At 71.9% G+C, this 21,841-nt stretch carries 17 protein-coding genes and 1 riboswitch; of the genes, 9 read left to right on the forward strand and 8 right to left on the reverse strand.

Features of this window, described 5'->3' with window-relative positions:
* Window positions 1-147 precede the first annotated feature (147 nt).
* Together exaC and ACZ6Z8_RS28110 are read right to left on the reverse strand one after the other, a co-directional pair.
* Entirely contained in the window at window positions 148-1,671 is a 1,524-nt protein-coding gene (exaC, locus tag ACZ6Z8_RS28105) for an acetaldehyde dehydrogenase ExaC (RefSeq protein ID WP_465612815.1), read from the reverse strand.
* A gap of 272 nt (window positions 1,672-1,943) precedes the next feature.
* On the reverse strand, window positions 1,944-2,891 hold the full coding sequence (locus tag ACZ6Z8_RS28110) for a terpene synthase family protein (RefSeq protein WP_465612816.1): 948 nt from the start codon (window positions 2,889-2,891) through the stop codon (window positions 1,944-1,946).
* A 337-nt stretch (window positions 2,892-3,228) separates the two neighbouring features.
* Here ACZ6Z8_RS28110 and ACZ6Z8_RS28115 point away from each other — a divergent pair, with 337 nt between their 5' ends.
* Together ACZ6Z8_RS28115 and ACZ6Z8_RS28120 are read left to right on the forward strand one after the other, a co-directional pair.
* Window positions 3,229-6,228: a helix-turn-helix transcriptional regulator gene (locus ACZ6Z8_RS28115; RefSeq protein WP_465612817.1), complete on the forward strand. Its 3,000-nt coding sequence runs from the start codon at window positions 3,229-3,231 to the stop codon at window positions 6,226-6,228.
* A 237-nt stretch (window positions 6,229-6,465) separates the two neighbouring features.
* The gene (locus ACZ6Z8_RS28120; protein WP_465612818.1) at window positions 6,466-7,542 is read left to right on the forward strand and encodes an aldose epimerase family protein; all 1,077 of its coding nucleotides are present in this window, start codon (window positions 6,466-6,468) and stop codon (window positions 7,540-7,542) included.
* Here the strand turns inward: ACZ6Z8_RS28120 and ACZ6Z8_RS28125 are convergent.
* Window positions 7,535-8,047 (reverse strand): GNAT family N-acetyltransferase, encoded by a 513-nt coding sequence (locus tag ACZ6Z8_RS28125; protein ID WP_465612819.1) that lies wholly within the window; start codon window positions 8,045-8,047, stop codon window positions 7,535-7,537. The genes ACZ6Z8_RS28120 and ACZ6Z8_RS28125 overlap by 8 nt on opposite strands.
* A 311-nt stretch (window positions 8,048-8,358) precedes the next feature.
* Here ACZ6Z8_RS28125 and ACZ6Z8_RS28130 point away from each other — a divergent pair, with 311 nt between their 5' ends.
* The 5 genes from ACZ6Z8_RS28130 to ACZ6Z8_RS28150 all read left to right on the forward strand — a co-directional run bounded on the left by ACZ6Z8_RS28130 (window position 8,359) and on the right by ACZ6Z8_RS28150 (window position 14,484).
* Window positions 8,359-9,639 carry an extracellular solute-binding protein gene (locus tag ACZ6Z8_RS28130; RefSeq protein ID WP_465612820.1) on the forward strand — a complete coding sequence of 427 codons (1,281 nt, stop codon included), beginning with the start codon at window positions 8,359-8,361 and terminating at the stop codon, window positions 9,637-9,639.
* A gap of 79 nt (window positions 9,640-9,718) precedes the next feature.
* Complete coding sequence (locus ACZ6Z8_RS28135; RefSeq protein ID WP_465612821.1) at window positions 9,719-10,720, forward strand: carbohydrate ABC transporter permease; 1,002 nt, start codon at window positions 9,719-9,721, stop codon at window positions 10,718-10,720.
* Between the two features lie 39 nt (window positions 10,721-10,759).
* Complete coding sequence (locus ACZ6Z8_RS28140; protein WP_465612822.1) at window positions 10,760-11,668, forward strand: sugar ABC transporter permease; 909 nt, start codon at window positions 10,760-10,762, stop codon at window positions 11,666-11,668.
* Between the two features lie 55 nt (window positions 11,669-11,723).
* A complete protein-coding gene (locus ACZ6Z8_RS28145; RefSeq protein ID WP_465612823.1) occupies window positions 11,724-13,439 on the forward strand; it encodes a glycoside hydrolase family 13 protein in 1,716 nt (571 codons plus the stop codon).
* Between the two features lie 25 nt (window positions 13,440-13,464).
* Window positions 13,465-14,484, forward strand: a complete 1,020-nt coding sequence (locus ACZ6Z8_RS28150; RefSeq protein WP_191093550.1) for a LacI family DNA-binding transcriptional regulator — start codon at window positions 13,465-13,467, stop codon at window positions 14,482-14,484.
* 83 nt (window positions 14,485-14,567) lie between these two features.
* Here ACZ6Z8_RS28150 and ACZ6Z8_RS28155 read toward each other — a convergent pair whose 3' ends face one another.
* From ACZ6Z8_RS28155 to ACZ6Z8_RS28165, 3 genes are all read right to left on the reverse strand, one after another.
* A complete protein-coding gene (locus tag ACZ6Z8_RS28155; RefSeq protein ID WP_465612824.1) occupies window positions 14,568-14,768 on the reverse strand; it encodes a hypothetical protein in 201 nt (66 codons plus the stop codon).
* 315 nt (window positions 14,769-15,083) lie between these two features.
* Window positions 15,084-16,424 (reverse strand): transglycosylase family protein, encoded by a 1,341-nt coding sequence (locus ACZ6Z8_RS28160; protein ID WP_465612825.1) that lies wholly within the window; start codon window positions 16,422-16,424, stop codon window positions 15,084-15,086.
* Between the two features lie 7 nt (window positions 16,425-16,431).
* Window positions 16,432-16,602: riboswitch (cyclic di-AMP (ydaO/yuaA leader) on the reverse strand.
* A 455-nt stretch (window positions 16,603-17,057) separates the two neighbouring features.
* Window positions 17,058-18,008, reverse strand: a complete 951-nt coding sequence (locus ACZ6Z8_RS28165; RefSeq protein ID WP_465612826.1) for a sirohydrochlorin chelatase family protein — start codon at window positions 18,006-18,008, stop codon at window positions 17,058-17,060.
* 557 nt (window positions 18,009-18,565) lie between these two features.
* On the opposite strand from ACZ6Z8_RS28165, the gene ACZ6Z8_RS28170 reads away from it, so the two are divergent.
* Entirely contained in the window at window positions 18,566-18,829 is a 264-nt protein-coding gene (locus ACZ6Z8_RS28170) for a DUF397 domain-containing protein (RefSeq protein WP_350512811.1), read from the forward strand.
* A 308-nt stretch (window positions 18,830-19,137) separates the two neighbouring features.
* Here ACZ6Z8_RS28170 and ACZ6Z8_RS28175 read toward each other — a convergent pair whose 3' ends face one another.
* Window positions 19,138-19,782: an ATP-binding protein gene (locus ACZ6Z8_RS28175; RefSeq protein WP_465612847.1), complete on the reverse strand. Its 645-nt coding sequence runs from the start codon at window positions 19,780-19,782 to the stop codon at window positions 19,138-19,140.
* 367 nt (window positions 19,783-20,149) lie between these two features.
* On the opposite strand from ACZ6Z8_RS28175, the gene ACZ6Z8_RS28180 reads away from it, so the two are divergent.
* The gene (locus tag ACZ6Z8_RS28180) at window positions 20,150-21,016 is read left to right on the forward strand and encodes a helix-turn-helix domain-containing protein (RefSeq protein WP_030281333.1); all 867 of its coding nucleotides are present in this window, start codon (window positions 20,150-20,152) and stop codon (window positions 21,014-21,016) included.
* A 127-nt stretch (window positions 21,017-21,143) separates the two neighbouring features.
* Here the strand turns inward: ACZ6Z8_RS28180 and ACZ6Z8_RS28185 are convergent, their stop codons facing one another.
* A complete protein-coding gene (locus ACZ6Z8_RS28185; protein WP_465612827.1) occupies window positions 21,144-21,749 on the reverse strand; it encodes a TetR/AcrR family transcriptional regulator in 606 nt (201 codons plus the stop codon).
* Window positions 21,750-21,841: the final 92 nt, after the last annotated feature.

The following is a 21,841-nucleotide window of genomic DNA, read 5'->3' on the forward strand; positions in this document are numbered from 1 at the left end:
GATGTGCTTGGATCCCGAACCAGGCGGAATTCCCGGAACTGGGGATTTGCCCCGAAAGCCGCCGCGGGGAGTGGCGGTGGAGCGGGAGACCGGACGAGGTCTCCCGCTCCACTTCTGTCCGGGGCTACGCTCCACTTCTGTCCGGGGCTAGAAGAAGCCGACCGCGTCGGGGGAGTAGCTGACCAGCAGGTTCTTGGTCTGCTGGTAGTGCTCCAGCAGCGCCTTGTGGTTCTCCCGTCCGATGCCGGAGTTCTTGTAGCCGCCGAAGGCCGCGTGTGCCGGGTAGGCGTGGTAGCAGTTGGTCCAGACCCGGCCGGCCTGGATGGCGCGCCCGGCCCGGTGGGCGGTGTTGATGTTCCGGGTCCACACGCCCGCGCCGAGCCCGTACTGGGTGTCGTTGGCGAGCGCGACCGCCTCGTCGAAGCCGTCGAAGCGGGTGACCGAGACGACCGGTCCGAAGATCTCCTCCTGGAAGACCCGCATGCTGTTGACGCCCTCGAAGACCGTCGGCGTCACGTAGTACCCGCCGGCCAGCGAGCCGCCGAGGTCGGCGCGCTCGCCGCCGACCAGGACCTTGGCGCCCTCGGCCTGGCCGATCTCGAAGTAGGAGAGGATCTTCTTCAGCTGTTCGGCGCTGGCCTGCGCGCCGACCTGGGTCTCGGTGTCCAGCGGGTCGCCCTGGCGCATCGCGCGCACCCGGGCCAGCCCGTCGCCGAGCAGCCGCTCGTAGACCGGGGACTCGATCAGCGCCCGGCTGGGGCAGGTGCAGACCTCGCCCTGGTTGAGGGCGAACATCGCGAAGCCCTCGACGGCCTTGTCGTAGAAGGCGTCGTCGGCGGCGGCGACGTCCGAGAAGAACAGGTTGGGGCTCTTGCCGCCGAGTTCGAGGGTCGCCGGGATCAGGTTGTCGGCGGCGGCGCGGGCGATCAGCCGGCCCGTGCCGGTCTCGCCGGTGAAGGCGAGCTTGCGGACCCGCTTGCTGGCGGCCAGCGGGGCGCCGGCCTCCTCGCCGAAGCCGGTGACGATGTTGACCACGCCCGGCGGCACCAGGTCGGCGGTCAGCTCGGCCAGCAGCAGCACCGAGGCCGGGGTCTGCTCGGCGGGCTTGAGCACCACCGCGTTTCCGGCCGCGAGTGCCGGGGCGAGCTTCCAGATCGCCATCAGGATCGGGAAGTTCCACGGGATGATCTGGCCGACCACGCCCAGCGGCTCGTGGAAGTGGTACGCCACGGTGTCCTCGTCCAGCTGGGAGAGGCTGCCCTCCTGGGCGCGCAGCGCGCCGGCGAAGTAGCGCAGGTGGTCGACGGCGAGCGGGAGGTCGGCGGCCAGTGTCTCGCGCACCGGTTTGCCGTTCTCCCAGCTCTCGGCGACGGCCAGCTGCTCCAGGTTGGCCTCCATCCGGTCGGCGATCCGCAGCAGGACCTGCGCCCGCTCGGCGGCGGAGGTGCGGCCCCAGGCCGGGGCGGCGGCGTGCGCCGCGTCCAGGGCGGCCTCGATGTCCTCCGCGGTGCCGCGGGCGACCTCGGTGAACACCTCGCCGGTGACCGGCGTCGGGTCGCCGAAGTACTCGCCGCGCACCGGGGGCTTCCATCCGCCGCCGATCCAGTGGTCGTACCGGGAACGGTAGGCGACGATGCTGCCGGGCGCGCCGGGGGGCTGGTAGACCGTCATGCTCTGTGTCTCCTCGCGACGTCGGGCGTCCCCGGGGCCGGTCGGACCGGGGGCGGCGCGCCGGGCCGCCCGGTCAGGGGGCGGTCCGGCGGGAGGGTGCGGACACGCAGTCGGGCGGCGCCCCGCCGGGGCGCCCGCCGACGAGCACGATAGCCGCCGGGCGTGCGCCGCGGCTACGGTCCGTACGCCGGGCCCGTACGGAGGGTCCGCGTTGCGGCCGGTCGCGGGCGGCCGCGCCCGGCGGTTCCCCGCCGTCCGAGGGCGGGGGCCGCTCAGACGGCGTGGTACCGGCCGGTGCGGGCCTCCCAGCTCAGATAGCCGGCCAGCCAGGTGATCAGCCCGTCGGCGTAGCGCTGGGCGATCGTGCGTTCGATCCGCGAGAGGCCCAACTCCCGGAAGACGTCGGGCAGTCGCTCGTGCAGCTCGGCGCATCGCTCGACCATCAGCTGCGCCTCCGCCATCACCGCGGAGCAGGCCTCCTCGGCGGAGCACTCGCGCTCGCGCTGGACGATCATCACCAGGTTGTTGACGTCGCCGCGCGGGGCTTCGAGCGGGAAGGAGCGCACGTCGTTGCTGAGGGACGGTATGTCGGCGGCCAGCTGGCGGATCTGACGGAGCACCGGATGGTGCAGCACGGAGGCCGGGACCTCGAACTGGCCGATCCGTTCGACCATGTCGAAGATGGTCTCCATCGCCGCGGTGCCCCGTCTGAGCTCAAGGTAGCCGTCGCGGTCCGGCGGTCGGGCGGAGATCCGGCCGGCCGCCTCCGCCGGGTGGCTGGCGAAGTAGTACTCCCAGTTGTAGGCGGCCCGGGCCTGCCAGCGGGCGGGCATGCCGCGCACGCTGCGGGCCCACAGATCGGCGAAGGCGGTCTCGACCGGGGAGTGCCGGTCGGGCCGGGCGCCGTGCAGGACGGCGATCAGGCGCTCGCAGATCGGGGCGACCTCGGCGGGGCGGCGTCCGAGCGGCCCGTCGAACTGGTCGTCGAACAGGAAGTAGAAGCCCATCAGGTCGGCCGCCAGGGCGAGTTCGTCCGGACCGGCGTCCGGGTAGCCGAGCGCGGCGAGGTCGACCACCTCCCAGTGCGCGTAACCGGGGTGGTCGGCGTCGGGGAGGAGTGGGTGGCGGATCAGCCAGTCCCGGTGCAGAGCGGTGGCGTACGGGCCGTGCGGACTGCGGCGGTACGGGAACGGGATCTGAAGTGAGCTGTCGTCAGACATCGGACTCCCGGTGCAGCGGATGGTGGGGGCGCTTGTGGTTCGAGCACTTCTCGTGGGGGAGTTGACGCGAGGGGGCGCGGCGGGTGAGGGTGGATCCCGCAAGATCATCCGCGCCTCGGCGGACCGTAGGGTATCTGATGCAATGATCGGACGTTAGGGATATAGGGCAATTGCCCTTGGCAAGCCGTCCGAACCCTCACCGTCCGCCCCAGCCTGCACGAATGCCCCACGGCGAGCCCTACGCGGCGCTAACCTCGGCACCACGAACAGTGATGGACCGGCTCCCACCGCGCGGCGGCGGAGCCGTGCCGCGAGCGGGTGAGGCGGAGGCACGACGGTGACCGATCAGGGCAACGAACTTCGAACGGGAGCCGGGTTCGACCGGGTTGACGACGGACCGGCCGTCCGGGTCCGGCTGCGCGACCGCGACGCCGAGCTGCGCTCCGTCGAAGCGGCCGTCGACCGGCTCTGCCGCGAGTTCGCCGCCGGCGGCACCGAGATCGGCGAACTGCTCGCCTTCTCCGGCCGCCCCGGCATCGGCAAGACCAGCCTGCTGCACGAGGTCCGGCGGATCGCCAGCCTGCGCGAGGGCGCCAGCGTGCTGTTCGCACGCGGTGGCGAGCAGCAGTTCAAGGAGCCGTACCACGTGCTGCGCCAGCTCCTCCAGCCCGTCCTGACCAAGCTGGAGGCCGACGAGTTCCGCCAGGTCATGGGCACCTGGGAAGAGGTCGTCGGACCGGCCATGGGGCTCAAGCAGCCCAAGGCCGGCGCCCGCCGCCTCGACCCCCAGGGCGTGCGCGACGGCCTCGACTACGTCCTCACCCAGCTCGCTCCGCGCCGCGCGCCGATGGTGATGATCGTCGACGACCTGCACTGGGCGGACGCCGAATCCCTCTCCTGGCTCGCCAAGTTCGCCGTCCGCTCCGCCGAACTGCCGGTGCTGCTGGTCTTCGCCTTCCGCGAGGACGAGAACGACTGGCCCGCCGAGACCCAGGACCTGCGCCGGGGCGTCCTCAACCTCGCCAGCCGCAAGCACGAGCTCAGCCGGCTCACCCTGAGCTCCGTCACCGACATGATCCGCGCCGAACTCGGCGACAAGGCCGAGGACGCCTTCTGCTACGAGTTCTGGAACGTCGTCAACGGCAATCCGTTCGAGGCCGGCCGCCTGCTCGACCAGGTCCGCGAACAGGAGCTCGAACCGGTCGAGGAGAACTCCCGGCAGCTGCGGGAACTCGCCGTCGACGCCACCGGGATGACCCTCAAGAGCTGGCTGGACCGGCTCGGCCCCGCCACCCTGCGCTTCGCCTGGGCCTGCGCGATGCTGGGCACCGACATCCGGGTCGACCTCGCGACCCGGATCTCCACCCAGAGCTCCGAAGGCGCCCGCGAGTCCATCAAGCAGCTGCGCAAGCAGCGCGTGCTCACCCAGGCCCCCAACGGCAACCTGGAGTTCGTCCACCCGCTGATCGCCAGCTCCATCTACAACACCATGCCGGACGCCACCCGCCTCGGCATGCACGGCATCGCCGCCGTCGAGATCGAGAACGCCGGACTCGGCCTGCTCGCCGCCTCCCGCCACCTGGTCGAGACCCACTCCGGCGAGGGCGACGACCGGATCGTCAAGAAGCTGCGCCGCGCCGCCGTCGAGCACCAGCTGATCGGCGCCCCCGAGGCCGCCCAGCGCTGCCTGCACCGCGCGCTCAACGAGCCGCCCGCCGACGACATCAAGGCCGAGGTGCTGTACGAGCTCGGCTGCTCCGCACTGCTCACCGACCCCGGCGCCACCGTCAACCAGCTCCGGCTGGCCCTCGACCCCGACGAGGGTCCGCTGCGCCCCGAACTGCGGGTGGACGCCACCTTCCGGCTCTCCGAGGTGCTCGCCCACAGCGGTGAGCTCGGCCAGGCCGCCCTGGTCTGCCAGGAGGAGGCCGAGAAGACCGCCGACCCGGTCCGGCGCCAGCGGCTCCAGGCGGCCTCCTTCATGTGGCACGCCTTCCGCAAGTCCGAGGAGGACGGCCCCGGCCGCTCCGCCCGGCTCGCCGAGCTGTGCCGGAACCTGACCGGCCGGGAGGCCGCCGACCGGGCCGTGCTCGCCATGCGCGCCTGGGACCTGACCCTGCGCGGCGACTCCTCGGCCGAGGCGCTGGCGCTCGCCGACGAGGTCCTGGACGGCGGCCGGCTGCCCAAGGGCCTTGGCTGGACCGACACCACCTGGGGCTTCGAACTGCCCTCGATGCTCTGCCTCACGTACATCTACAACGACCGCATCGCCCAGGCCGAGCGGCTGGCCGCGGACGCCATCATCCAGTTCGAGGTGGCCGGCTGGAGCGGCGCCCACCGGGGCTTCGCGTACTTCCTGATGGGGCTGGCGCGGTTCCGCCGCGGGCTGCTCGCCGAGGCCGAGGACTTCCTGCGCCGGGCCTACCGGATCTCCGAGCGGATCGGGCCCAAGCTGCCGCTGGCCTGGGACGCCGTCGGCGTCCTGGTGGACACGCTCATCGCGCGCGGCCGGGTCGAGGAGGCCTGGGAGGAGGCCAACCTGTTCGGCTTCCACCCGCCGTACCACGCGACCGCGATGGTGCTGCCGGACGCCGCCTCGCTGTACGGCAAGCTGCTGGTCGCCAAGAACCGGCACGCCGGGGCGGCCGCCGCGCTCACCGAGGCCGGGGCCCAGCTGGAGGTCCGCGGCTGGCGCAACACCGTCTGGGCGCCGTGGGCCGGCCACCTCGCGATCGCGATCGCGACCGACGAGCCCGACCGCGCCCGCGAGTACGCCCAGAAGGCCGTCCGGGACGCCCGCACCTTCGGCACCGCCTCGGCGGTCGGCAGCGCGCTGCGGCTGCAGGCGTGGATCGAGGACGGCCAGCAGGCGGTGGAGCTGCTGGAGCAGGCCGTGGAGCACCTCGGGCAGTCCCCGGCCGGGTACGAGCACGCCGTCGCGCTCGTCGACCTGGGCGCCGCGCTGCGCCGGGTCGGACGGCTGGAGGACGCCCAGGAGTACCTGTACCAGGGCATCGAGCTGGCCCAGCACTGCTCGGCGGAGAAGCTGGTCGACCGGGCCCGGCGGGAGCTGGCCAACTACGGGCTGCGGCCCAACCGGCTGGGGCTGCACGACTTCCAGGAGACGCTGGAGGCGCTCAGCGGGCCGGAGCGGGAGGTCGCCAACCTGGCGGTCAAGGGCGTGCCGCCGCAGCGGATCGCCGAGCAGCTCGGGGTGCCCCTGAGCCTGGTCAACCGGCGGCTGGCGGCGGTCTACCGCAAGGCGGGCACCGGGCCGGACGGGCTGGCCTCGGCGCTGGGGCTGCAGCAGCGGAAGGGCGAGGAGCCGGCGGAGTAGCGGTGGGCGTGGGCACGGCGAGGGCCCGTGGCGGACGGCGGTGGGCGGCGGCCGTGAGGGGCGGCCGTGAGGAGCGGGCGGCCGGGAGCGTTCGGGCGGCGCGCGGAGGCGTGGAAGCGCCCCCAGCGGCGCCGCCCTCGCTAGGCTGACCGGACACCACGGGGCCGCCGGGACGCCCCTGGACGGACCGGGACCGGGCGGAGGCGGCGCACTGCCGCCGCCAGTGAGGAGCAGGCCATGGCGAGCGAGGCCACCACGGTGCGCCGCGAACCCCTCAACCCCTCGGGCGCGGGCGCGGCGATCCAGCGCTGGACGCTGACCGCCGGCCCGTACGAGGCGAGCGTGCTCACCCTCGGCGCCACCCTGCACACCCTGAGCGCGCCGGACCGGGCCGGCCGTACGGCCCAACTGCTGCTGTCCTCCGACGAGTTGGCGCAGATCCTGGGCCCCGCGCGGCACTACGGCACGGTCGTGGGCCGGTACGCCAACCGGATCGACCGTTCCAGCGTCACCATCGACGGCCAGGAACACCCGCTCGCTCCGACCGGCGGCGGGATGACCATCCACGGCGGCCCGGACGGCTTCGCCCAGCGGATGTGGGCGGCCGAGCCGGTCGAGGACGGGGTGCTGCTGCGGCTGCACAGCCCGGACGGCGACCAGGGCTTCCCCGGCGCGCTGGACGTCACCGTCTCCTACACCCTGTCGTACGCTCCGGGCGCGGCCGGCGAGCTGGTGATCGACTACCGGGCCGTCACCAACCGGCCGACCGTTGTCAACCTGACCAACCACGCCTACTTCAACCTCGCGGGTGAGGGCAGCGGCGACGTCCTCGGTCATCTGCTCACCCTGGACGCCGACGAGTACACCCCGGCCGACGAGCGGCAGATCCCGTACGGGCGGACCGAGCCGGTGGCGGGCACGCCCTTCGACTTCACCGTGGCCACCCCGATCGGCAAGTCGGTGCACGACGACCACCCCCAGCTGGCCGGTCCGGGCGGCTACGACCACAACTGGGTGCTGCGCGCCCGCCCGGCGGACGGCCGACCGGCCCGGGCGGCGCTGCTGGAGGACCCGGTCGGCGGCCGCACCCTGGAGGTGCTGACCACCGAACCGGGCGTCCAGGTCTACACGGCGAACAAGTTCCAGGGCGCGGTCACCGGCGCGAGCGGGGTGCCGTACGGGCCGTTCGCCGGGATCGCGCTGGAGACCCAGCACTTCCCGGACTCCCCGCACCACCCGGCCTTCCCGAGCACCGAGCTGCGGCCGGGGGAGGAGTTCCGCTCGACCACCGTGCTGCGGCTGGGGGTCAGCTGACCGGTCGGCCGAGGTCCCGGCGCATGCAGAGCCGGGGCCAGCGGTCGAGGCCGTGCTCGGCCTCCCTGCGGCGGATCTCGCGCAGGCCGGGGGTGAGCTCGGCGTCGGCCAGCGGGCGGAAGCCGCACCGGGCGTAGTAGGGGGCGTTCCAGGGGACGTCCGCGAAGGTGGTCAGGGTGAGCGCGGGGGCGTCGGTGCCCTCGGCGAGGTGCTCGATCAGCGCCCGGCCGATGCCCCGGCGGGCGTGGTCGGGGTGGACCGAGACCTGTTCGACGTGCAGCGCGCCGTCCACCGGCTCGGCCAGCAGGTAGCCGGCGACGGTTCCGTCCGCGGCCTCGGCGACCAGGGCGGTGCCGTGCTCCAGGTAGCGGGCGAGCTCCTCCGGGGCCGGGGGTTCGTCCTCCGCGATCTCCCGCATCCCGATCGCGGCGAAGGGGGCTCCGGCGGCCCGCTCCAGCTCGCCCAGCAGGGGCAGTTCGTCCTCGGTGACGGCTCGGATGCGCATGCGTCCAGTCTGCTGCAAGCGCCTTTCAGCCACCGAGGGTGGTCGTGCCGGCCACCCCGGATCGGGGTGAAGCGGACGAAGCCGGACATTGCGCCGCGCAGTCAACTACCGTGCGGCTACGCGCAGGACACGTGGGCGTAACAATCGGCGTTTCTTGCAGAAACTTGCTGCAAGGACTTTCCGTCACTCTTGCGCCGCTGTTAACTTCCTTCCGAGCCCGACGGCAGCAACGGTGCGGTCGGCACGAGGCAGCCATTATGCGCCTGTCTCCGAACATCTCGGGCACCCCCCACCCCTCCCAAGGAGTTCTCATGCGGCGTGGCATCGCGGCCTCTGCCCTCGTTGTGGCCCTCGCGGTCTCGATGGCTGCCTGTGGCAGCAATGGCGGCTCCGGATCGGACAGCAAGGCCGACGGCCCGGTCACCCTCACGTACTGGGACACGTCGAACGCCACCAACGAGGCTCCGAACTACCAGGAACTGGCCAAGAAGTTCGAGGCGGCCAACCCGAACATCAAGGTCAACTTCGTCAACGTGCCGTTCGACCAGGCGCAGAACAAGCTGCAGACCGCCATGGGGGCCAAGGGCGCGCCGGACGTGTTCCGCTCCGACGTCGGCTGGACCGCCGCCTTCGCCAAGGCCGGCTTCCTGGAGCCGCTGGACGGCACCCCCGCCGCCGCCGACACCTCCGCCTTCCAGCCCAGCCTGATCCAGCAGGCCAAGTACCAGGGCAAGCTGTACGGCGTCCCGCTGGTCACCGACACCCTCGGCTTCCTCTACAACAAGGACCTGTTCGCCAAGGCCGGCATCACCGACGCCCCCAAGACCTGGGACGAGCTGAAGACCGACGCCGCCGCCATCAAGGACAAGGCGGGCGTCGACGGCTTCTGGCTGAAGGCCGCCGACGGCTACTACGCGATGCCGTTCCTGTTCGGCGAGGGCACCGACACCGTCGACGCCGCCAACAAGAAGATCACCATCACCTCGCCCGAGGCCGTCAAGGGCATCGAGACCTACAAGTCGATGTTCACCTCGCCCGGCACGGCCAAGGCCGACGTCACCACCGACGCCTACGCCCACATGATGGACGCCTTCAACAGCGGCAAGGTCGCGGCGATCATCCAGGGCCCCTGGGAGATCACCAACATCTACAAGGGCTCCGCCTTCGCCGACAAGAAGAACCTCGGCATCGCCCCCGTCCCGGGCGGCTCCGGCGGCAAGGCCGGCGCCCCCACCGGCGGCCACAACATCGCCGTCTACGCCGGCGCCGACAAGGCCCACAAGGCCGCCGCCGAGAAGTTCGCCGCCTTCATGACCTCGGCCGAGAGCCAGGCGTTCATCGCGCAGAAGAACTCCACCCTGCCGACCCGCTCCGACGCCTTCACCGCCGACGTCAAGGCCGACCCGGGCATCTCCGGCTTCCAGGCCATCCTCGGCAGCGCCAAGCCGCGCCCCGAACTGCCCGAGTACGGCTCGCTGTTCGACTCGCTCGGCACCAACCTGGGCAAGGCCGTCCAGGGAACCGGCACCCAGGACGCGCTGAACACCGTGGCCACGGACTACGCCAAGCTCCTGCCGGGCTTCGCCAAGTAGTCCCCGCAGCCCGGCCCGCCGACACCGGCGGGCCGGGCCGTCGGCTCCCCCGAGACTTCCCCCCGAGAAGGTGCAAACGATGTCAGTCGCCGTGCAGGGCGCCACCGGCAAGGGCAGCCGGGAGCGCGATCAGCGTCCGGGCCTGCTGGAACGCCTCAAGCGCTCCTACGCCAAGCACTGGTACGCCTACGCGATGATCGCCCCGGTCGTGCTGGTGCTCGGCGTCCTGGTGTTCTACCCGCTCGTCCAGGGCATCTGGCTGACCCTCACCGACGCCAACAGCCTCAACGTCGCCCGCCACATCGGCGTCAACGAGATCCCGGCCAGCTACCAGTACATCGGCTTCCACAACTACGCCGACATCCTCTGGGGCCCCGGCTCCTACGACCGGTTCTGGTCCCACTTCGTGTGGACCATCGCCTGGACGGTCATCTGCGTCTGCCTGCACTACACCCTCGGCCTCGGCCTCGCCGTCCTGCTCAACAAGAAGCTGCGCGGGCGCGCCGCCTACCGGATGCTGCTCATCCTCCCGTGGGCCGTCCCGACCTTCGTCACCGTCTTCTCCTGGCGCCTGATGCTCTCCGACGGCGGCGTCGTCAACACCGTGCTGTCCGCCCTGCACCTGCCCGAGCCCGGCTGGCTCACCGACCCCTGGGCGCAGAAGGCGGCCGCGATCCTGGTCAACACCTGGGCCGGCGTGCCGTTCATGATGATCTCGCTGCTCGGCGGCCTGCAGGCGATCCCGGCCGAGCTGTACGAGGCCGCCGAGATGGACGGCGCCACCCGCTGGCAGCAGTTCCGCCACATCACCCTGCCCGGGCTGCGCAGCGTCTCCTCCACCGTCGTGCTGCTCGGCGTGATCTGGACGTTCAACCAGTTCAACGTCATCTTCCTGCTGTTCGGCAAGGGTGCCCCCGACGCCCAGCTGCTGGTCACCTGGGCCTACCGCCTCGCCTTCGGCCAGATCCCCCAGGACTTCGCGCAGTCCGCCTCGTACGGCGTGATCCTGCTGTCCATCCTGATCGTCTTCACCGCCTTCTACCGGCGCTGGCTCGCCCGCAACGAGCAGGCCAACGGCTGAGGCTCCGGACCCAGTTGACCCACGAAGGCAGGTAACCAGATGAGCACCACCACCGAACGCCCCGCCGCCGCCGCGGCGACCGCGGCCCCGGCCGCCCGGCCCGCCAGGTTCCGGCCGCGCGGCGAGAGCAGCCCGCTGTCCAAGACGCTGTCCCACGGCGTCCTGATCCTGGCCAGCCTGATCGCGCTGTTCCCGGTCGGCTGGATCCTCTTCGTCTCGCTCGGACCGGACAAGACCGACTACCTCCACCCCGCCGGGATCTTCGACAAGCTCACGCTGTCGAACTACCAGCACGTGCTGGCCGACACCGACTTCTTCACCTGGTTCGGCAACGCCCTGCTGGTCTCCGGCGTCACCACCGTGTTCGGCGTGCTGCTCGCGGCCACCACCGGCTACGCCGTCTCCCGGATGAAGTTCCCCGGGCACAAGCCGCTGATGTGGTCACTGCTGGTCACCCAGATGTTCCCGATCGCGGTGCTGATCGTGCCGATGTACACGATGCTCTCCGAACTCGGGCTGCTGGACAGCTACACCGGCCTGATCCTGGTCTACTCGACCACCACCGTGCCGTACTGCGCCTGGCTGCTGAAGGGCTACTTCGACACCATCCCGGTGGAGATCGACGAGGCCGGCCGGGTCGACGGGCTCAGCCCGTTCGGCACCTTCTGGCGGCTGGTGCTGCCGCTCGCCCGTCCGGGCCTGGCGGTCGCCGCCTTCTACTCCTTCCTCACCTACTGGGCCGAGGTGCCGTTCGCCTCCACCTTCATGCTCAGCTCCGACAAGTACACGCTGGCCGTCGGCCTGCAGAGCTTCGTCAGCGAGCACGACGCCCAGTGGAACCTGATGGCCGCCACGGCGGTGCTGATCGCGATCCCGTCGGCGGCCTTCTTCTACCTGGTGCAGCGCCACCTGGTCACCGGCCTGACCGCCGGTGCCTCCAAGTCGTGACGCCCCCGCACCCCTCAGCGCTCCTCGCTCCTCTAGTCCCCAAGGGATACCGTCCATGACCCAGAACCTGGCCGACACCTCCCGGCCTGCCGTCGACGCCGCTCACGAGGCGGCCGCCCTGGATCCTGTGACCGGCAGCGCGTCCAGAGACTGGTGGCGGGACGCGGTCATCTACCAGGTGTACCCGCGCAGCTTCGCCGACTCCAACGGGGACGGCATGGGCGACCTGCCCGGCATCCGCAGCCGCCTGCCGTACCTGCGCGACCTCGGTGTGGACGCCGTCTGGCTCTCCCCGTTCTACGCCTCCCCGCAGGCCGACGCCGGCTACGACGTCGCCGACTACCGCGCCGTGGACCCGATGTTCGGCACCCTGCTGGACGCCGACGCGCTGATCCGCGACGCCCACCAGCTGGGCCTGCGGATCATCGTCGACCTCGTCCCCAACCACTCCTCGGACCAGCACGAGTGGTTCCAGCGCGCCCTGCGCGAGGGCCCCGGCTCCCCGCTGCGCGAGCGCTACCACTTCCGCCCCGGCAAGGGTGAGCAGGGCGAACTGCCGCCCAACGACTGGGAGTCCATCTTCGGCGGCCCGGCCTGGACCCGCACCGCGAACCCGGACGGCACCCCCGGCGACTGGTACCTGCACCTGTTCGCCCCGGAGCAGCCCGACTTCAACTGGGAGAACCCGGCCGTCGCCGACGAGTTCCGCTCGATCCTGCGGTTCTGGCTGGACATGGGCGTGGACGGCTTCCGCATCGACGTCGCCCACGGCCTGGTCAAGGCGCCCGGCCTGCCCGACCTCGGCGGCGCCGACCAGCTCAAGCTGCTCGGCAACGACGTCATGCCGTTCTTCGACCAAGACGGCGTGCACGAGATCTACCGCAGCTGGCGCCGGATCCTCGACGAGTACCCGGGGCAGCGCATCGGCGTCGCCGAGGCCTGGACCCCGACCGTCCAGCGCACCGCCAACTACGTCCGCCCCGACGAGCTGCACCAGGCCTTCAACTTCCAGTACCTGGGCACCGATTGGGACGCCGCCGCGCTGCGCGAGGTGATCGACCTCTCGCTCGACTCGATGCGCCCGGTCGACGCCCCCACCACCTGGGTGCTGTCCAACCACGACGTCACCCGGCACGCCACCCGCTTCGCCAACGAGCCCGGCCTCGGCACCCAGATCCGCACCCCCGGCGACCGGGCGCTCGGCCTGCGCCGCGCCCGCGCCGCCACCCTGCTGATGCTCGCGCTGCCCGGCTCCGCGTACGTCTACCAGGGCGAGGAGCTCGGCCTGCCGGACGTCACCGACCTGCCGGACGAGGTCCGCCAGGACCCGTCCTTCTTCCGCCAGGCCGGCCAGGACGGCTACCGCGACGGCTGCCGCGTCCCGATCCCGTGGTCCGGCAGCGAGGCACCGTACGGCTTCGGGCCGGTCGCGGGCGGGCCGTCCTGGCTGCCGCAGCCGGCCGAGTGGGCCGAGCTGAGCGTCGAGGCGCAGACCGGCGACCCGTCCTCCACCCTGGAGCTCTACCGCAGCGCGCTGGCCGTCCGACGGGCGCAGCCCGACCTGGGAGCCGGCACCGAGGTCGAGTGGCTGGACGGCCCCGAGGGCACCCTCTCCTTCCGGCGCGGCTCCTTCGTCTGCACGGTGAACACCACCGGCGAGCCGGTGCGGATCGCCGCCCCGGGCCGACTGCTGCTCGCCTCGACCGAAGTCGTGGTGGACGGCGGCGAGACGGTGCTCGCTCCGGACGCCACCGGCTGGTGGGCGGTCTGACGTGGTTGCAATAGGCTCTGGGACCGTGACTACGGCGCGACTCTCAGACATCGCGGCACAGGCGGGGGTCAGCGAAGCCACCGTCTCCCGCGTGCTCAACGGCAAGGCGAACGTCTCCGCCGCCACCAGGCAGACCGTCCTGGCGGCGCTGGACGTGCTCGGCTACGAGCGGCCGACCCGGCTGCGCCAGCGCAGTGCCGGGCTGATCGGGCTGATCACGCCGGAGTTGAGCAACCCGATCTTCCCCGCGCTGGCGCAGGTGATCGAGCAGGTGCTCAGCCGGCACGGCTTCACGCCGGTGCTGTGCACCCAGACCCCGGGCGGGTCCACCGAGGACGAACTGGTCGAGATGCTGGTCGACCGGGGCGTGGCGGGCATCGTCTTCGTCTCCGGGCTGCACGCCGACTCCACGGCGGACCACGACCGTTACGCCCGGCTGGCCGGGCGCGGGGTGCCGTTCGTGCTGATCAACGGTTTCAGCGAGAAGATCGACGCGCCGTTCATCTCGCCGGACGACCGGTCCGCGATGTGGATGGCCGTCCAGCACCTGGCCGAACTCGGGCACGAGCGGATCGGTCTGGCGGTCGGGCAGCGGCGGTACGTGCCGGTGCTGCGCAAGATCGAGGGCTTCACGGCGGCGATGCGCGAGGTGCTCGGGCTCGGGCAGGAGGAGGCGGAAGGCCTCGTCCACCACACGCTGTTCAGCGTGGAGGGCGGGCACGCGGCGGCCGGAGCGCTGCTCGACAAGGGCTGCACGGCGATCGTCTGCGGGAGCGACATGATGGCGCTCGGGGCGATCCGGGCGGTGCGGCAGCGCGGGCTGTCGGTGCCGCACGACGTCTCGGTGGTCGGCTTCGACGACTCACCGCTGATCGCCTTCACCGAACCGCCGTTGACCACGATCCGCCAGCCGGTCGAGGCGATGGCGACGGCGGCGGTGGACGCGCTGCTGGAGGAGGTCGGCGGGAACGCCGCCCAGCGCGGGGAGTTCATGTTCCAGCCGGAGCTGGTGATGCGGGGCTCCACGGGGGCCTGCGCGCGCTGAGCCGGCCGGTCGGCGGGAACGGGCCAACTGACGGGCCCCGGAGGGCGGTTGCTCTCCGGGGCCGGTCGGCGTTCGCCGGCCGGTCAGCCCTCCTGGACGTTCCGGCGGTCGGTGGAGACCCGCCGGCCGTCGGCCGCGTCGCCGGTCCGGGTCTCGGTGCGGCGGCCGCGGGCCAGGTAGTCGCGCAGTACCAGCTCGACGGCGTCCTGGGGGTTCTTGGTGCCGGAGAGCAGCATCGCGTCGATCGCGAGGTTAGCGTCGATCGTGACGGTGACCTGGGCCATGGTGACTCCTCCTCGGGTGCGGAGCAGCAGCATGCCCGCTGCGGGGGAGTTCGACCATGCGGAACCGGGAGCTGCGGAACCGGGAGCTGGGGGACCGGGGACTGCGGCCGGGCCGCGGGGCCGGCCGTCCGGGTACGCCGAAGCCCCGGGAGGAGTGAGCGGGCTCTTTCCCGGGGCGGTCGGGCGAGGCTGACGGGTGGGGCAGACGGCTGTCGGATGACAGATGACAGATGATGAAATCTGTTATCCGTTATCTGTTACCGTCAGCTGTCGTCTGCCGGCTGTTTCCTGTCAGCTGTTCGGCGTTCGCGGTGCTCAGACCCGGCCGGCGAAGTCCGGGGCCCAGTTGGCGATGGTCTGGAGCCGGACGCCCGAGCTCGGGTTGGCGGCCTCGACGTACTGGCCGCCGCCGACGTAGATGGCGACGTGGTAGACGCCGGAGTCCTGGCCGTTGTTCGACCAGAAGAGCAGGTCGCCCGGCTGGAGGCTGTCCAGCGACACGTGGGTGCTGGCGGCGGCCTGGTCGGCGGCGACGCGCGGGATGTTGATGCCCGCGGCGCGCAGCGCGGCCTGGGTCAGCCCGGAGCAGTCCCAACCACCGTTGCCGGTGCCGCCGTAGACGTACGCCTGGCCGACCTTCGACTCGGCGAAGGCGACCGCGGCGGCCATGCTGCCGGTGGCGGCCGGGGCCGAGGCCTGGGTCTGCGCCGGGGCGGCCGGCTTCGCGGCGGGCTTCGCGGCGGGCTTCGCGGTCGGGGCCGTGGTCTGGGCGACCGGCTTGGCGTCCACGGAACCGCCGTTCGAGGCCTGGCCGGACTTCTGCGAGCGGTCGAACCAGTTGAAGTCCGAGCCGGACTTGGTGGCGGTGGAGGACTGGTCGGCCTGGGCCGCGGTGCCGTCACCGAAGGTCAGCTGCTGGCCCGGGTAGATGGTGTCCGGGCCATCGGTGAGGGTGCCGCGGTTGAGCTCGTACAGGTGCTGCCAGCCGCCCTGGACGTTGTGCTTGGTGGCGATGGAGGACAGCCAGTCGCCCTCGACGACGGTGTAGGCGCCGGCCTGGGCCTGCGCCGGGTGCTGCTTCGCCCAGTTGCCGGTGGCGGGCTTGGCGGAGGCGGAGGCGGAGGCCGAGGCGGAGTCACCGGAGGCCTGGGCCTGGGCCTGGTCCTGGGCGGGCGCGGACGGCTTGGCGGACGCCGCGGCCGGGGCCGGGGTCTGGGCCGGCTTGGCGGCGGGCTTGGCGGCGGGCTTGGCTGCCGTCGAGGTGTCGACGGCGGCCGGGGCGCCGCCCTGGGTCAGACCGGCCTGGACCGAGCAGACCGGCCAGGCGCCGGGGCCCTGCGAGGCCAGGACCTTCTCGGCGACGGCGATCTGCTGGTCCTTGGTGGCGAGGTTGGCCTGCGGGGCGAACGCGGTGCCGCCGAAGGCGGCCCAGGTGCTGGAGGTGAACTGCAGGCCGCCGTAGAAGCCGTTGCCGGTGTTGATGCTCCAGTTGCCGCCGCTCTCGCACTGGGCGACCTTGTCCCAGGTGGCGACGGAGGCGGCGTTGGCGGTGCCGGTGGTGAGGCAGGGGACGGTGAGGCCGACGCCCGCGACGCCGAGGGCGGCGATCACGCGGCGGGTGCGGCTGGACAGGCGGGTGCCGTTGGAAGGCAGCATGAAGACGCGGTCCTCTCCCACGCCTGCGAGGTGAGCTGTCGGATTCGGGCTGGAGTTGCCCGGCCGCGCTGTGGCACGGCTTCACCCCTAGCCCAGGACCGTTTCCGGGAAGCGGTCCGGGGCGACTTACCTGTGGTTCCCCCGCTCCTGCCGTGATGCGATTTCGCGCTGCCAGGACATCCGACGGCAGGACTCGGCGTCGCGGATGACCTGGGTCCGTGTGGTCACGAACGGGGAGCACGTTAAGCAGACTTAAGTTCAAACTGCAAATACCTGTGATGCGCATCACGGTTTACGAAAAAAGGCCGAACGGCTTGAATTCCATGATCGGAAATGATCGTTTTCCGGCAATTCCGCGATGAATTCTCAAAACTGGCTCCGCCTCAGAAGTGATGTGACGGAGCGTTGAGGCGCGGAGGGGGCGCGTTCGCCGGACCGGGGGAGCGCCCCGGATCCGAGCGCCCGATGATGGGTCGACTATTCATCGACAAAAGGCATCAGAACGGACATTGCATGGCAATGACCGCTTAACTCCCCTGCGGGGCAATCCGAACAAACGGAAAGGGCCCGGAACGCGGTCGTTCCGGGCCCTTCGGTGGTGCGGGTGCGGCGACGGGTGGCCGCGGGTGTCCGTCAGCCCTCCACGGGCCCCTGAGCGGCCGCGTGGGCGCGCCGGGAGCCCTCCCCGGCCCCGGCGGTGGCGGCGGCCTCCGCCTCGGCCTCGGCCAGCTCCTCCGCCGACGGCGTCGGCAGCGCGGCCAGGTAGGTGGAGGCGATCAGCTGGCCGACGGTCGGGTACGCGCCCAGCGGCGCCGCCGACGGGCAGCCGGTCTCCTCGGCGGCCGCGGCGAGCAGTTCGGAGTCCGCCTCCGGGCCGATGACGAGCGGGGCCAGCGCCGGGCGCTCGGAGCCGGTCTCCTTGAGGTGCTTGACGGCCCCGGCGACCGAGCCGGGCACGTCGAGCGCCGCGGCGACGACCGGGACGGCCAGTCGGGCGGCCAGCAGCACGCCGGTGATGCCGGCCGCGGCGGCCGCGTCCTCGCCGCCCACGGTGGTCAGTACGACGCCGTCGGCGGCGGTCGCGATGGCGAACAGCCGGGCCCGGTCGGCCCGGGCCAGTCCGGCCTCGGACAGCCGCACGTGGACGGCCTCGGCGAGCAGCGGGTGCGGGCCGAGGGCGTCGGTGACGGTCGCGCCGTACTCGGCGGCGAGGGCGTGAAGTCCGGTCAGGAAGCCGTGCGGGCCAGGCACCAGCGGCACCACGACGGGCGTCGGCAGTCCGGCCTCGGCGGCCGCCGCCAGCAGCTCCGCGACGGTGCGGTCCTCGGAACCGCCGTCCCCGGCGCCGTCGGCCGGAAGGTAGCCGACCGCGGCCTGGACGCCGACGTGCTCGCTGCGGACGATCGACAGCAGCTCCTCGACGACCGAACGGGACTCGGGCCCCGCGGTCGCGGGCACGGCGAGCACCAGGGCCGGCGAGCCGGTGCGGATCTCGGGGCGCTCGGGGCGGCGGTGGCGCCCCCGCGCACGGGAGCCTGGAGTGCGGACGGGCAGTGGCGCGCCCGGGATGGCTGCGGTGCTCATGCCGGAGATCGTAGGACATCGGCCCGTCAGGCCTGCAGTCGGCTGCCGTACGGGTTTCGGGTGGTCGTGGTGCGGAGGTCGTGTCGCCGCCCCGACGGTCCGGGCGGTTTGCCTACAATCCGGACATTCCTCGCCCAATGTCCGCCAGGGCCCGCATTGTTGCCCTGACGTGTCCGGAGGGGCGGCGCGTTGCATCCGGAGCGCGTGAGATGTCTCACAGGCCGGAGGTGGCCTGACGGAGGGTCACGGCGGTGCGACTCCCGGCATTCGAAGATCAACATTTAGCGGGGGGATGCTCACGGCCGGTTATGGACGAACCGACGATTCCATCGGCTATGTCCGTTTACGTACCGTCAGGAGAAGAGCCCGTGAAGAGTTCGGGGCGACCGTAAAAGCCCCCGTGCACCTGCAATGTCCCGTGCTGATGCACGTGCACTGGAGCTATCATCGCGTCAAGTGAGGCGTTGCGCCGGACCGGTACGGGGCCGGTCCTCTCGTTCGGCGGGTGCCGGGGCGCCGCGCTGGACGACAACTCCGGAGCTCTTCGGGAGACTTCTATGCACGACTCGCAGGACACGCACGGCTCGAACCACACCTACAACGGGATGGCCGCCGCCGACCTCCAGGGGGTGGTCTGGCAGAAGAGCCGGCACAGCAACTCCCAGGGCAACTGCGTCGAGTTCGCGGCCCTGCCGGGCGGCGACGTCGCGATGCGCAACTCGCGCTTCCCGGACGGTCCGGCGCTCATCTACACCCGGGCGGAGATCGCCGCCCTGCTGCTGGGGGCCAAGGACGGGGAGTTCGACCACCTGGCGGTCTGACCGGCTGCTGCTCCATCATCGGGGGGCCGTCGTGGGTGCTGACACCACGACGGCCTTTGTCTTTGCCCGGCGGCGGCCCGTCCCGCTCCCGTCCGGTCCCGTGGTGGACCGTGCGGCGGGGCCTGCCGGGGTGCCGCGGGTGCTCCCGCGGGCCGGCCGCTTCCTCCGGGGCCGGAGCCGGAACCGGAGCGCCCGGTGCGGTGAGCCGGTGCCGGGACCGCGGTCCGGACCGGCGCGGGGGCCTGGCTGAAGGGCCCGGGGCGTGGTCCTCCCGGATCGTCCCTCGGCCGGCCGTGCGCCGTGCGGCGCTAGGCCGAGCGCCGGTGCCGTCCACCGATTTCGACTCGTCCGTCGAGCTTGCCCAGCTGGTGGCCCTCCAGGGGGCCGCAGTCGAGCCCGGCGCCGTCGAGCCTGCTGCCGCCGGCCGGCTCCTCCTCGAACACGGCCCAGACCACCTTGCCGCTGCCCAGCGGGTGCCAGCCCCAGGCGCGGCTGAACGACTCCACCAGGTGCAGCCCGCGGCCCGACTCGGCGACGAAGTCCGCCTCCCGGGCCACCGGGCCGATGCTGCTCGGATCGCTCACCGCGCAGACCACCTGGGGCGCGCGGTGCACCAGGCTTATTCGGATCGGCAGCCGTCCCTCCGGGGTCGGCTGTGTGGGAAAGTCGTACTCGCCCAGGGCGCCGCCCGAGGGGCCGGGCCGTGCGCCGATCGCATGCCGGAGCGCGTTGGTCACGAGTTCCGAGGCCACCAGCGCGACATCGTCGAACAGCTCCGTCAGGCCCCAGCGCTGAAGAGTGGTCCGGGCGAAGTCGCGCGCGGTTCTCACGGCTTCGAAGCGAGGAGCGAGCGTACAGGTGACCACAAGGGGGTCAACCGCCAAAGCCGTACCGGTGCTCATGAAGAGCTCCTCCCATAAGGGGGCGGACACGGCTGGACCCGCCGGGGTCATGCCGGTCACCTCCGACTCGCTCGGCCGCTCGGCCGCCCCCTCGACCAGGCGCGCGCGCACTCGAACGCCCGATGGCGCGGGGGACGCCGTCGAGCCGGTGCGCGGAGTCGCGCGTGCGGTCGACGCGGAGCCCGCGGGATTGCCAGGGATGTGCAGGTGCACGTGCACCATGGTGGTGTGCGCTCACTGCAGATGCAAGAGTCGATTCACGTGCAGTCGCACTATTGGCATATGCAAGCGCCGGATGCACGTGCATCCTGGTGTGCGGAGCGCGGAACTGATAGGAACATCCGTCAGTATCGGCACCGTGAGCGCTCAACTGATGGCAGACTGTGCGCTGTTTGCCCTAGGTGGAGGTTTCGACCGCATGACCACAGTTCAGCCGGGCGGCGGCTCGATGGTCCGCCGGATCCTCCTCGGCTCGCAGCTGCGCCGCCTGCGCGAGGCGCGCGGGATCACCCGTGAGGACGCGGGCTACGCGATCCGCGCGTCCGAGTCCAAGATCAGCCGCATGGAGCTCGGCCGGGTCAGCTTCAAGGAGCGGGACGTCGCCGACCTGCTCAGCCTCTACGGCGTCGACGACGGACTGGAGCGGGAGGCCCTGCTCGGCCTGGTCCGCGAGGCCAACAAGTCCGGCTGGTGGCACAGCTTCAACGACGTGCTGCCGGGCTGGTTCCAGACCTACGTCGGCCTGGAGGAGGCCGCCCAGCTGATCCGCACCTACGAGGTGCAGTTCATCCCCGGACTGCTGCAGTCCGAGGAGTACGCACGGGCGGTTTTCGGTCAGAGTCGGCCGGTCATCAGCGAGGAGGAGGTCGAGCGGAGGGTCAGCCTCCGCCTGCGCCGCCAGAAGCTGCTGACCGAGGGCGCGAGCCCGCGGCTGTGGGCGGTCATCGACGAGGCGGCGCTGCGCCGGCCGGTCGGCGGCCCCAAGGTGATGCGCGGTCAGGTCCAGTACCTGATCGACGTCGCCGAGCAGGCCAACGTGGTCATCCAGGTCATGCCGTTCCGCTTCGGCGCGCACGCGGGCGAGTCCGGGGCGTTCACGATCCTGCGCTTCCCCGAGCAGGACCTCGCGGACGTGGTCTACCTGGAGCAGCTCACCAGTGCGCTCTACCTGGACAAGCGGGACGACGTCGACGCGTACGTCCAGGTCATGGAGCGGCTCTGCGTGGACAGCCTCACGCCCGAGCGCACGATAGACCTGCTCGCCTCGATCCTGAAGGAGCGCTGAGCAACTCCCGGACGGGACCCGGGGGAGCCGGGCCCGGCTGCCGACCCGCCGTCGACCGGCCGTCGACCGGCCGTCGACCGGCCGCCAATTCGCCGTCAGCCTCCGTCAGTCCGCCGTCGGTCCGTCGTCAACCGCGGGCCGGCGGCCGTTCGCGTTCCGGGGGCAGCGGCTGCGGCGGGCGGCCCAGCTCCCAGGCGAGGCCGTAGCGCCCGAACAGGTCGGCCCGGATCGGCGCCAGCGGGATCTCCGCGCCCGGCAGCAGCACCCCGATGCAGCCGCCCATCAGCGCGCTGCGCAGCACCCCGTGCTCGGCGACCGGATCCGGCGCCCCCCAGTCCTCCAGCAGGCCCTGCAGGATCGCGCCGACCTGCTGCTGCTCCGGGTCCTGGACGAAGGCGCCGGTGTCCGGGTCGAGGATCAGCGCCAGGTGGGAGCGCATCACCCGGGGGTGGTCCATGGCCAGGCTGAGGACGGTGTCGATCGCGCGGGCCAGCCGCGCCTCGGGGGAGGCGCCCGGCGGCAGTTCGGCCAGGGCGCCGGAGAGCGCCTGGTGCATCATCCGGTGTGTCGCGGACTGCATCAGCAGTCGTTTGCCGTCGAAGTAGTACGACAGCAGGCCGCGGGCGAGTCCGGCCCGCTCGGCGATGTCGGTCAGCGTGGTGCCCGCGTAGCCGCGCTGGTCAACGAGTTCGATGGTGGCCCGCATGATGCGGCGGCGGGAGCGTTGCCGCATCTCCTCATTGACCGAATCCCCGCGGGGTGCCATCGTGTCTGCTCCGAACGTTCGTTGGCTCCGGGCCAATATACTTGCGGAGCCGGCAGCCG

Source organism: Kitasatospora sp. NPDC101108 (genome assembly GCF_055584725.1).

Coding starts and splice junctions, on each gene's coding strand:
- ACZ6Z8_RS28165 (WP_465612826.1), bottom strand. CDS start 18,008: ATGAGCACCGCAGCCATCCCGGGCGCGCCACTGCCCGTCCGCACTCCA.
- ACZ6Z8_RS28145 (WP_465612823.1), top strand. CDS start 11,724: ATGACCCAGAACCTGGCCGACACCTCCCGGCCTGCCGTCGACGCCGCT.
- exaC (WP_465612815.1), bottom strand. CDS start 1,671: ATGACGGTCTACCAGCCCCCCGGCGCGCCCGGCAGCATCGTCGCCTAC.
- ACZ6Z8_RS28120 (WP_465612818.1), top strand. CDS start 6,466: ATGGCGAGCGAGGCCACCACGGTGCGCCGCGAACCCCTCAACCCCTCG.
- ACZ6Z8_RS28175 (WP_465612847.1), bottom strand. CDS start 19,782: ATGACCCCGGCGGGTCCAGCCGTGTCCGCCCCCTTATGGGAGGAGCTC.
- ACZ6Z8_RS28180 (WP_030281333.1), top strand. CDS start 20,150: ATGACCACAGTTCAGCCGGGCGGCGGCTCGATGGTCCGCCGGATCCTC.
- ACZ6Z8_RS28125 (WP_465612819.1), bottom strand. CDS start 8,047: ATGCGCATCCGAGCCGTCACCGAGGACGAACTGCCCCTGCTGGGCGAG.
- ACZ6Z8_RS28160 (WP_465612825.1), bottom strand. CDS start 16,424: ATGCTGCCTTCCAACGGCACCCGCCTGTCCAGCCGCACCCGCCGCGTG.
- ACZ6Z8_RS28155 (WP_465612824.1), bottom strand. CDS start 14,768: ATGGCCCAGGTCACCGTCACGATCGACGCTAACCTCGCGATCGACGCG.
- ACZ6Z8_RS28185 (WP_465612827.1), bottom strand. CDS start 21,749: ATGCGGCAACGCTCCCGCCGCCGCATCATGCGGGCCACCATCGAACTC.
- ACZ6Z8_RS28135 (WP_465612821.1), top strand. CDS start 9,719: ATGTCAGTCGCCGTGCAGGGCGCCACCGGCAAGGGCAGCCGGGAGCGC.
- ACZ6Z8_RS28140 (WP_465612822.1), top strand. CDS start 10,760: ATGAGCACCACCACCGAACGCCCCGCCGCCGCCGCGGCGACCGCGGCC.
- ACZ6Z8_RS28170 (WP_350512811.1), top strand. CDS start 18,566: ATGCACGACTCGCAGGACACGCACGGCTCGAACCACACCTACAACGGG.
- ACZ6Z8_RS28130 (WP_465612820.1), top strand. CDS start 8,359: ATGCGGCGTGGCATCGCGGCCTCTGCCCTCGTTGTGGCCCTCGCGGTC.
- ACZ6Z8_RS28110 (WP_465612816.1), bottom strand. CDS start 2,891: ATGTCTGACGACAGCTCACTTCAGATCCCGTTCCCGTACCGCCGCAGT.